The sequence below is a fragment of the Streptomyces pallidus (ex Mingjun et al. 2026) genome (assembly GCF_051550185.1).
Classification (GTDB): Bacteria; Actinomycetota; Actinomycetes; order Streptomycetales; family Streptomycetaceae; genus Streptomyces.
In genome coordinates this window covers 390,663-401,314 of the sequence record NZ_CP196182.1, presented here as the reverse complement: position 1 = coordinate 401,314, position 10,652 = coordinate 390,663, and the positions used below count along the sequence as shown (strand labels likewise).

Sequence of the window (10,652 nt, the reverse complement as noted above, 5' to 3'; positions counted from 1 at the left end):
GGGCCGGCGTCGCGGGCGGGCGGGGTGGGGTGGGGTGGGGTGGGGTGGGCGGGCGGATGGGGCCCGAGGGGTGGGCGGCGGGTCAGGCCGCGGGCGGCGCGGGCGGCGGGGGCGGGGCGGCGGGGAGCAGGAGGTCCTCCGCCGACAGGTCCCCGGTCCGGTACTTGCCGACGGCGCTGGTCAGCATCTGCAGCTCCAGGGCGATGCTGTCGACGAGGCGCCGCAGTCCGGCGTCGCCGTCCTCGTCGACGGCGAGGAGTGCGGCGCGGCCGAGGCCGACCGCCCTGGCGCCGAGGGCGAGGGCCTTGACGGCGCGGGTGCCCTCCCACATGCGGCCGCTGGCGAGGAGGCAGTGGTCGGTGCGGCCGATGCGCAGCAGGGCTTCGGCGAGCGGCAGGCCGACGTGGCCGAGGAAGCCGGTGGGGGCCCAGGCGGTGCCGGCCTCCGCGCCGTCGACGGTGACGGAGTCCGCGCCGGCCGCCCAGGCGACCCGTGCGGCGTCGGCGACGTCCCGGCCCGGGTGCAGCTTGACCCACACCTTCGCGCGGGGGAAGTTGTTGCGCATCAGCATGACCTGGCGGCGCAGGATCTCCTCGGTGAAGGTGCCGGGGCTGCTGACCCGCAGGATGCGCTCGCTGTCGCCGCCGAATACCTCGTCGGTGGCGTACTGCTCGTCGATCCTGCGGGCCGCGTCCCGGTCGAGGACGGTGAGGCCGCCGAGGCCGGGCTTCGCGCCCTGGCCGACCTTGAGTTCGAAGGCGAGGCGGCCGGTCGCCAGGAGGGGTTCCGAGACGGGGTCGCTGTAGAGGAGGTTCCACACCTCGGCGTCGGCGTCCTCGGTGGACTGCTGGACGGTGACGCCGCCGTGCTCGTCGTCCGCGGCCGCCGTGTAGGCGGCGATCCGGCCGAGGAGCGGGGAGGCCTGGGTGTCGGCGGCGGCGCGGTAGCCGTTGACGGGCACGACGTTCTCGCCGATCACCATGGGGATGCCGAGGGCCCCGGCCTGCCGGCCGGCGGCCTCGCCGAGGTCGTGGCTGGCGACCTGGGTGGAGCCGAACGCCGACACGTACAGGGGCAGCCGGGAGGTGAAGCCGCCGATCCGGGTGGTGAGGTCGACGTCCGTGTACAGGGGTTCGCGTGCCAGGTCGATGAGCTTCTTCAGGCGGTCGGGCATGAAGACGGGCGGCACGATGCGGGCGTTCTCCAGCAGGTCGTACGGGTCGTGGCCGGCCGGTGCGGCGCCGAGCATGCCGCTGCCGTAGCCGGCGAGGTCCGGGAAGGCCGCCTCGGCCCCGTGCCGGGCGCGGTGGCGGACCTGCTCCTCCGGGAAGCCCGCGGCGCTGAGGACGGTGCGTACGGTGCTCATGCGGAGACCACCCCGGGGAGCTTCGGGTAGGCGCTGGCCTGCCAGACGGCGCGGCGGCCGGTGACGTACCGGGTGAAGCGCTCCAGTCCGATGCCGAACCCGGAGCTGGCGGGGATGCCGCGGCGGGCCAGGTCCAGGTACCAGCCGTACTTGGCGGGGTTCTCGCCCGTCTCCCGCATGCGGGTGACGAGGGTGGCGTAGTCGTGCTCGCGTTCGCTGCCGCTGGCGAGTTCGCCGTAGCCCTCGGGGGCGATGAGGTCGAAGTTGCGCAGCACGCCGGGGGCGTCGGCGCGCTCGCAGTCGTAGAAGCCGCGGGAGCCCTTGGGGTAGTCGACGACGAAGAACGGGCGGGCCGACGCGGCGGACATCTTCTCCTCGCCCTCCCAGTCGATCTCGGCGGCGGGGTCCTGCGGGTGGCCGAGGGCGAGCAGGTCGGCGGTGGCCTCGGCGTGGCCGACCCGGCCGAAGGCCTGGGCGACGGCCTCGCGCAGGGCGTCCGCGTCCCGGCCGAGGAGCTCCAGTTCGGCGGGCAGGTCCCGGACGACCTCGGTGACGACGTGGGAGACCAGTGCTTCGGCGACGGCCATCGCGTCCTCGCGGCGGGCGTCGCGGATCTCCACGTCGATCTGGTGGAACTCGGCGAGGTGGCGGTGGGTGACGGCGGTCTCCAGGGGTTCGAGCCGCACGTTGGGGGCGATGTAGAAGATCTTGTCGAAGGCGGTCAGCGACGCCTGCTTGTAGAGGATGGCGCTGGTCATGAGCTTGTACTTGTGGCCGTAGAAGTCGACGTCCACCTGCTTGGATCCGCGGATGCCGGGGTCGGTCACCGGGCCGATGACCGGGGGCAGCAGTTCCTGGAAGCCGCGGCCGGTCAGGAAGGCGCGGGTGGCGGCGAGCATGTGGCTCTGGACCCGCAGGGTGGCGCGGGTCTCCTCGGAGGCCAGGTGCGCGTCGATGGAGGCGGGGAGGACGGGCGCGGCCGGCGGGGCGGACGGGGCGGGCGCGGGTGTGTGGGCGGTTACCACGGTCATGGGTGCTAGCTCCTGGAAGTGCCGCCGGACAGGCCGGCGAGCGGACGGCGCCGGGTCGGCGGAGGGGTCGGTGTGAGGGCGGGTTCGTCGTGCCTGCTCTGGACGAACGACAGGGCGTCGTAGAGGCCCCGGGCGGTGAGCCGCCCGCTGCGCCGACTGCTGCGGGCGAGGGGCATCGACCCGATCTCGGACCAGGTCAGCCGGCCCGAGCCGTCGATGTAGCTGCGGGTGCGGCCCGCGTTGTCGGGGTGCAGGCAGTAGGGGACGTCCAGGTAGCCGCGTTCGAAGGCCTTCAGCAGCGCCTGCCCGATGTCCCCGTCGAGGTTCAGCACGGCGTCCACGAGGGCGCGGGCCTCTGCGTAGACCGGGTTGTCGGCGGCTTCCGCCGGTTCGACGGCGCCGGCGCCCGGGGCGGTACCGGCGGCCCGGGCGGCGGCGGCCGAGGCGACGCGCAGTGCCTGGACGTTCTCGGCGACGGTGGGGATGCGGTGTGCTTCCGCGACCGTCTTCACGATCAGCCGGGCCGCGCCGGTGTGCACGGCGAGTTCGGCCGACCGCTCCAGCAGTTCCAGCGCCCCTTCGGGAGAGCGCGGGTACAGCCCCATGTAGGTGTACAGGACGATGTGCCAGTCGGTGTCCGGCAGCAGTTCGGCCGCGAGCCGCCGCAGGGCGTGGACCGCCTGCCGGTCCTGTTCTGGGCTGGTCTGCTGGGCGTAGCTGAGCGAGATCGACCGCAGTCCCGCCCGGTGGAAGAAGAGCGCTTCGAGGGCGCTGAGCGCCACGAGCAGGCCGGGCGGGCAGAGTTGGCCCAGCATGCAGCCGCCGAAGGTCTCCAGGTGGGGTTCGGTGCCGGTGGAGCGGAGCGAGGCGAGGAACTCGCAGCTCTGCTGCCAGTTGCGCACGGAGTCGACCAGCGGGGTGCGCCCGTAGGGGAGGCAGTACGAGACGGGCCCGCCCTCGGTGGCGTCCAGGCCGAGCACCGCCAGGGCGGCGATGATCCGCTGGGGGCGCGCCGAACCGTGCCGGATCTGTACGGGGAACGAGGCGTCGCGCACCCCGTCCAGGACCCAGCGCGAGGTGTGCGGGCTGAACGAGGTGATCGGGTAGCCGTTGAGGGGGACGCCGTCGTTGAGGGCGCGCACCGCCGCCTGCTCGTCGCCCACCCGGGTGTAGCTGTCGATGGTGACGGTGCCGACGGCGGCCGGAGCCGCGGCCTTGGTGGCCCGCAGGCCCGCCCGCATCAGGGTGGGGTCGGAGAACCCCATCCGCGGCTGCACCACGAGGACGCCGCGCGCGTGGGCGTCCGCCACGTACCGTCCGAAGGACGTCCGGGCCGTGTGCACGGTGGCCGTGCCGGGGGACCGGGGCGGCTGGGACGGCCGGAGCGGGGAGGGGGAGGGGGAGGGGGAGGGGGACGGCGGCGGGGCCGTCCGTCGGAGCGGGCCGGTCACCGGACCACCTCTCTGTTCAGTGAGCCGACGAAGGCCTCGAAGGAGGCCAGTTCGACGCCCTCCTGGAAGACGGCGTCGAATCCGGCCGCCATCAGTTCCTGCGCCTGCTCCTCCTGCCGGTCGCCGGAGACGCCGAGCTTGCCGCCGATGACGACGGGCATGCCGTCCAGCTCCGGGCGGGACCTCAGGGCGCCGATCAGCGGCCTGGCGTCGTTGAACCCGTGGCCGTTGACGCTGCTGACGACCAGCAGGTCGGGCTGGTACTTCGCGCAGGACTCGACGATTTCGTCCTCGGGAATACAGGGCCCCAGGTTGACGACCCCGTGCCCGAGGTCCTCCAGCACCAACTGAATGAATACGAGGTTCCAGGTGTGGGCGTCGGACGGCAATCCGGTGACGACCACGTCGAGTGACGCCGGGCGGTTACAGGTCGCCAATTCTGCAGGCTTCATTCTTCGCTTCGTCCACATCATTGATGACAACGGGAGGAGGAGGTCGCGCAGTCTCGCGGTCCCGGTCGCGCGGTCTCGCGGTCCGGTGCGTTCGGAACTCCCTACGTCCACGAGACTAGGAGCCGGCCGGGGGCGTCACCGGCGTCGGCGGCGGCAGCGCAGCGGCAGTTGCCGGCCGCGGGAACCCGGTCCTTTCCCTTCCCCCGGAACCGGTATCGCCGCGGGAAGGGATCAGGAAGGCGGTCGCGGAAGGTACTCCCGTAAGCATCCAGACCAGGGAGACATCGATGACGAACCGTCAGGCTCCGTCGGCGGAATTCGGCGCCGCGCTGCGGAGCGCCCGCGGGACGGCCGGGCTCACCCAGGAACAGCTTGCCGGGCTCTCGACGGTCAGCGTCCGCGCGATCCGCAATCTGGAGCGGGGCCAGGTGGGACGCCCCCGCAAGGACACCATCCGCCTCCTGGCCGATGCCATGCGCCTCAGTGACACGCGCCGCGCCGCGCTGGAGCTCGCCGTCGAGGGCGCCTCGACGGGCAAGGCCCTGCGCGACGTGTACAGCGCCGAGTTCGCCTTCCCGCCGACGCCGCTGCGCAGCCTGTTCGGCCGCGGGGCCGAACTGCGGGCCCTGGACGAGCTGCTCGGCAGCGAGCGGGAACGCCTGGTGACGATCGTGGGACTGCCCGGCGTGGGGAAGTCCCGGCTCGCCCAGGAGGCCGCCCTCCGGGTGCACGCCCACGGCGAGATGCCCGTGCTGTGGCTGCCGACGGACCGCCCGGACGACGTGCTGGCCCAGGCACCCGGCAGACCGCAGTCGGCGATGGTCAGCTGGGTCCGCTCGCTGATAGCGGAGGGCGGCAACCACGAGGAACTGGCCGCGTTCTTCGGGGACAAGGCCACCCTGCTCGTCCTGGACGGTCACGAGGTGTCGCCCGCCGCCAGCCCGACCCTGATGCACCTGCTGCAGTCCTGCCGCCGGCTCAAGGTCCTGGTCACCGCCCGGCGTTCGCACCACTTCGCCGGGGGGCGACTACTGCCCCTCGCCCCCCTGCCCACGACCTGCCAGTCCGCGCCGGCGGCGGGCCGCCCGCAGGTCGGCGACTCGCTCAGCGCGGACCGGCCCGCGGTCGAGCTGATGCTGTCGTACGTCAGCCACATGCGCCCCGACCTGCTGCTCACCGACTCGGTCACGGCCACCGTGGCCGAGGTCTGCGAGGCGCTGGACGGCATCCCGCAGGCCCTGGAAGCGGCCGCCTCATGGCTGCTGCTCTACTCGCTCGACCAGCTGCTGGCGATGGCCCGGGAGAGGCCGCTGACGCTGGTCGACGGGCCCGCCTCGCTCTCCTCCGGCACCGCCGCCGCACTGGGCGACCTGCTGTCCGCGGCCGTCACGGGGCTCCGGCCGCGCGGGAAGGCCCTGCTGGCCGCGGCGGTGTCGCTGGACTCCCCGTGGACGGTCGAGGAGGTGGCCCGCGCCCTGGGCGTCCCGCCGGTCGAAGCGGCCCAGGACGTGCACGCCCTGCTGCTGCACGGCCTGATCCGTCAGCTCCCCGCCGGGCCCGGCGGCGCCGGCGGCCGGCCCGGCCGGTTCGCGGTGCTGCACCTCGTACGCGAACTCGTGGCGGCCGGCGGGTACGCGGCCGACGAAGGCGGCGGCACGCCGCCCTCCGCGCAGCTCGTGGCCAGCGGCACCGCGTAACCGCCGGCCCGGCGCCTTCTCCCCTCCCCCGTTCCGCTCCTCCTCCCCCCTCCCCCCGCTCCGATTTTCGGATTCCCGTTTCCCGTTCGCCCGGAAGAAAGGTGACGGCACACCGTCATGCGCAATCTCATCTCGCTCTCCGATCTGACCTCCGAGGAACTCGCCCTCATCGTCCGGCGCGCGGTCGCCTTCGGCCGCGGGGAGGTGGACGAGCGGCCGCTGGCCGACCGCCGGGTCGGCGTCTTCTTCCGCAAGTCCTCGACGCGGACCCGTACCTCGTTCTGGAGCGGCGCCGTCCGTCTCGGTGCGGACGTCATCACCTTCGACCCGGACGAGCTCCAGCTCAGCACCGGGGAGACGGTCGAGGACACCGCCCGGGTGCTGGGCGAGTACCTGGACGCGCTCGTCGTCCGCACCAACGGGGACGTGGACGAGATCCGGCGGCTGGGCAGCAGCCCCGACCTCGCCGTGGTCAACGCCCTGAGCCTGGACGAGCACCCGACCCAGGCCATCGCCGACCTCGCCACCCTCGCCGAGGCCTTCGGCGACCTGGCGGGGCTGCACGTGCTGGCCGTGGGCGAGGGGAACAGCTCGGGTGCCGCGCTGGCGCTGGCCGCGGCGCTCACGCCCGGACTGCGGCTGACCCTGCTGTGCCCCAGGGGGTACGAGGTGCCGCAGGCCACCCTCGACCTGGTCGACCGGCTCGGCGGCGGGCGGGCCCTGGTCAGCCAGGTGACCTCGCCCGACGAGGTGTCGGGACCGGTGGACGCGGTCTACACGAGCCGCTGGCAGACGATGGGCGTGCCGAAGGCGAACCCGGACTGGCTGGCCGACTTCGAAGGGTTCCGGATCGACCGGGACTTCATGGAGCGGTTCAGCGGGCCGGGCACCGTCTTCCTGCACGACCTGCCCGCCGTACGCGGCCAGGAGGTCACCGACGAGGTCCTCGACGGGGAGCGCAGCCTCGCCTGGCGCCAGGCCCACCACAAGATGACGGCCGCGATGGCGGTCCTGGAGTGGTGCGTCGTCGGCGCGGACGCCCGGGCGGCAGCCCGGACGGGGGCCCCGGCAGCCGCCTGATCCGGGGCGTGTGCGGCGGCAACGGCAACACGACGCCGGCGGTGGTGGCGGAACCCCGGAGGGCACTGCCACCACCGCCGGCGGTGTCGTTCGGGGCGGGCTCAGCCGCCCATGGCCGCGACCGCCGATTTCGGCCGCAGGTCCGTCCAGTGGGCCTCGATGTAGTCGGCGCACTCCTGCTTGGTGCCCTCGCCCCGGACCAGTGCCCAGCCGAGCGGCTGCTCGATGCGGGCCGGCCACAGGGAATGCTGCCCTTCCTCGTTGGCCAGTACGACGTAGCGGCCTTCCGGGTCCTCAAAAGGGTTCGTTGCCACGATTCCTGCCTTTGCTCCAGTGATGACGCAATCCGGCCTGCTGTTCCGGCGCCCACACTAGGAGCCGGTCACGCGGGGTGCGGGCAGCGCGAAGGGCAGATCGGCGGCAGTGTCCGAAGGCGTCCACATCGTGGTACCGCTCACCTTTCAAACGACATATGATCCATCAGTTGACAAGATCATGCGATCCGAGCCGTGGGGGGATCAGGGTGGCGGATGCTGATGGGGGGCCACTGCGGTTCAACATCCTGGGGCCGTTGGAGGGCTGGGCGGGCGGCGTGAAACTCCGCCTGGGCGGCACGATCCAGGAACGGGTACTCGTCGCGCTGCTGCTGGAACCCGGCAAGATGCTGCCCGTGTCGCGGCTCGTCGACACCGCCTGGGACGAGGATCCCCCCGCGACGGCCGCCCACCAGATACGCAAGGCGGTGGCCGACTTACGCCGGCGCATCCCGGGCGGCAGGGAGGTCGTGGTCACCGAAGGCCCCGGCTACCGGGTCGCCGTCACCGACACCCAGCTCGACCTGGGCGAGTTCGGCACCCGGGTGCACGCGGCGAAGGAAGCGGTGGCCGCCGGGCGCCCCGCACACGCCGTCGAGATGCTGCGCGCCGCCCTGGCCCTGTGGCGCGGCCCGCTCCTCGCCGGTGAGGGCGGACCCGTCATCGAGACCGCGTCCGTCGTCCTCGAAGAGAGCCGACTGGCCGCCGCCGAGCAGTTCTTCGACCTCCGGCTGAGCCTCGGCGAGGCCGCGGACGTCGTCGTGGACCTGCGCGGGCTCGTCCACCAGCATCCCCTGCACGAGACGCTGCGCGGCCAGCTGATGCTCGCGCTGTACCGGTCGGGCCAGCAGGCCGCGGCGCTGGAGGAGTACACCAAGGTCCGCGAGCTGCTCGTGGAGGAACTCGGCGTCGATCCGGGCCCGCAGCTCACCAGGATGTACGAGGGGATCCTCCAGGAGAGCCCCGAACTGGCGGGCGCCGGACCGTCGTCGCTCGCCGTGCTCCCCGCCCCGGCGCCCGAGGAGTCCCGGGCCCCCTGCACCCTGCCCAACGACCTCGCCGACTTCACCGGCCGGGAACGGGAACTCCAGGACCTGCTGCACTACGCACGCACCGAAAACAAACAGGCCACCCGGATCGTGGCGCTCGACGGCATGGGCGGCAGCGGCAAGACCTCGCTGGCGGTACGGGCCGCGCACCGGCTCACCCCCGACTATCCCGACGGCCAGATCCACATCGACCTGCGCGGGTACACCCCCGGCGAGCAGCCGATCACCACCGGCGCCGCCCTCGACACCCTCCTGCAGGCGATGGGCGTGCCCGGGCACCGGATCCCGGAGGACGTCGTCGGCAGGGCGACGCTGTGGCGGGCCACCCTCGTCGGCCGACGGCTGCTGCTCCTGGTCGACAACGCGGCGGACACCGCCGCGATCCGGCCCCTGTTACCGGCCTCGCCGGGGTGCCTGGTGCTGGTCACCAGCCGGGCCCGGCTGGTGGACCTCGACGGGGCCGAGTGGATCTCCATCGACATCATGGCGCCCGAGGAGAGCGCGGCCCTGGTCGCCGACACCCTCGGCGTGCAGCGGGTGGCCGCGGAACCCGGGGCCGCGGCCGAGCTGGCCCGGCTGTGCGGGCACCTCCCGCTCGCCCTGCGCATCGCGACGGCCCGGCTGCGCAACCGTCCGCGGTGGACGCTGGCGTACCTGGTCGACCGGCTGCGGGACGAGACGCGCAGGCTGGACGAGCTCAGCTCGGGCGAGCGGAGCGTCGCCGCCACGCTGCGGCTGTCGTACCAGACCCTGGACGAGGAGTCCCGGACGGCCTTCCGGATCCTCGCCCTCCACCCGGGTGGGGACATCGACGTCCACTCGGCGGCGGCGCTGCTGGGCGTGGACACCCGCGACGCCGAGGACATCCTGGAGCGGCTCCTCGACGTGCACCTGGTGCAGCAGCCCGAGATCGGCCTGTACACCCTGCACGACCTGGTGCGCAGTTTCGCGCAGAGCCTGCGCGGCGAGCCCACCGAACGCGCCGACGCCGGCGCGCTGGAACGACTGCTCGACTACTACCTGACGGCCACCGAGGCGGCCTGCGAGATCCTGTTCCCCGGCCGGCGCCGTCGGCCCACGGGGCTCGTGGAGTGGACGGCGGAGCTCCCCGACTTCCGGGACGCCGAACGCACCCAGGCCTGGTTCACCCGGGAGCACGCCGGGCTGCTGTCGATCGTCGCCCTGGCCGAGCGGCTCGGCTACGACCGGCACGCGGTGTGCCTGGCGCGCAACATCGTCTTCCAGCTCAACGCTCGGGGCCAGCTGCACGAGTTCGCGGAGCTGTGCCGGTTGGCGGTCACGGCCGCCCGGCGGCTGGGCGACCTCGCGCTGCTGGCGGTGAGCCTGTCGAACCTGGGCGTGGCCTGCTGGAAGCTCGGCCGGCTCGGCGAGGGCGTGACGGTCGCCGAGGAGGGCCGTGACGTGGCCGCCCGGATGGGCGACCTGCAGACGGAGGCGCACAGCGAGAGCACGCTCGGCCTGTACAAGAGCCTGCTGGGGCAGTTCCCCGAGGCCCTCGCCCACCTCCGGCGGGCGGTCGCCTGCGAGCGCGAGCTCAACTCGCCGCGAGCGGAGGCGGAGAGCCTCACCGCCCTCAGCGCCCTGTACGAGCAGTGGGGCCGGCACCGGGAGGCCGTCGAGGCGGCCCGCCGGGCGGTGGACCTCGCCGTGCAGCTGGGCCGGCGGGGCATCGAGCTCGTCGCGCTGACCGACCTCGCGTTCGCGCACACCGGTCTCGGCGAGTACGAGGCCGCCGACCGGGCCCTGGCCCGGGCGCGCGGGCTGTACGACGAGTCGATGGACCAGGGCCACGCGGCGATGGCGCTGGCGCTGTCAGCCGACACGGCCCAGCGGCTGGAGCGGCCCGAGCAGGCGACCGGGTTCGCGGACCGGGCGCTGGCCCTGGTCAGGGAGGGCTCGTCGCCGCTGCGCCAGGCGAAGGTCGAGAACATGATCGGCCGGGTGCTGCAGCGGAAGCGGGAGCACGCGCGGGCGCTGGACCTGCACAGCAGTGCGTACGAACTCGCCTCGGGCGTCGGCTACCGCATCGAGGAGGCGTACGCCCTGGCCGGGATGGCCCGGGCGGCCGCGGCCCTGGGCGCCGGGGAGGAGGCGGCCGAGCACGAGGCCGCTGCGGAGGAGTTGTTCTCCGCGATGGGTGTGGCGCCCGGGGCCCGGCGCGGCTGACGGCCGTACGCGCGCAGGCGGCCCG

8 protein-coding genes are annotated in these 10,652 nt (G+C 73.6%); 3 read left to right on the top strand and 5 right to left on the bottom strand.

Annotated elements, in window-relative coordinates:
- Nucleotides 1–82 precede the first annotated feature (82 nt).
- The 4 genes from ACSHWO_RS36620 to ACSHWO_RS36605 all read right to left on the bottom strand — a co-directional run bounded on the left by ACSHWO_RS36620 (nt 83) and on the right by ACSHWO_RS36605 (nt 4,300).
- Nucleotides 83–1,366 (bottom strand): glutamate synthase-related protein, encoded by a 1,284-nt coding sequence (locus tag ACSHWO_RS36620; RefSeq protein WP_438319604.1) that lies wholly within the window; start codon nt 1,364–1,366, stop codon nt 83–85.
- Entirely contained in the window at nt 1,363–2,397 is a 1,035-nt protein-coding gene (locus ACSHWO_RS36615; protein WP_438319603.1) for an asparagine synthetase A, read from the bottom strand. The genes ACSHWO_RS36620 and ACSHWO_RS36615 overlap by 4 nt, the downstream gene beginning before the upstream one ends.
- 5 nt (nt 2,398–2,402) lie before the next feature.
- Nucleotides 2,403–3,740, bottom strand: a complete 1,338-nt coding sequence (locus tag ACSHWO_RS36610; RefSeq protein WP_361094736.1) for a methylaspartate mutase — start codon at nt 3,738–3,740, stop codon at nt 2,403–2,405.
- Between the two features lie 104 nt (nt 3,741–3,844).
- Nucleotides 3,845–4,300, bottom strand: coding sequence for a cobalamin B12-binding domain-containing protein (locus ACSHWO_RS36605; protein WP_361094390.1), 456 nt, complete (start codon nt 4,298–4,300; stop codon nt 3,845–3,847).
- Between the two features lie 287 nt (nt 4,301–4,587).
- Between ACSHWO_RS36605 and ACSHWO_RS36600 the strand changes: the two genes are divergently transcribed.
- Both ACSHWO_RS36600 and ACSHWO_RS36595 read left to right on the top strand, forming a co-directional pair.
- A complete protein-coding gene (locus tag ACSHWO_RS36600; protein ID WP_438319602.1) occupies nt 4,588–5,997 on the top strand; it encodes a helix-turn-helix domain-containing protein in 1,410 nt (469 codons plus the stop codon).
- A gap of 117 nt (nt 5,998–6,114) precedes the next feature.
- A complete protein-coding gene (locus ACSHWO_RS36595; RefSeq protein ID WP_438319601.1) occupies nt 6,115–7,077 on the top strand; it encodes an ornithine carbamoyltransferase in 963 nt (320 codons plus the stop codon).
- 101 nt (nt 7,078–7,178) lie between these two features.
- Here the strand turns inward: ACSHWO_RS36595 and ACSHWO_RS36590 are convergent, their stop codons facing one another.
- Nucleotides 7,179–7,391: an MbtH family protein gene (locus ACSHWO_RS36590; RefSeq protein WP_361094399.1), complete on the bottom strand. Its 213-nt coding sequence runs from the start codon at nt 7,389–7,391 to the stop codon at nt 7,179–7,181.
- 209 nt (nt 7,392–7,600) lie between these two features.
- Here ACSHWO_RS36590 and ACSHWO_RS36585 point away from each other — a divergent pair, with 209 nt between their 5' ends.
- Nucleotides 7,601–10,627 carry an AfsR/SARP family transcriptional regulator gene (locus ACSHWO_RS36585; protein WP_438319600.1) on the top strand — a complete coding sequence of 1,009 codons (3,027 nt, stop codon included), beginning with the start codon at nt 7,601–7,603 and terminating at the stop codon, nt 10,625–10,627.
- Nucleotides 10,628–10,652: the final 25 nt, after the last annotated feature.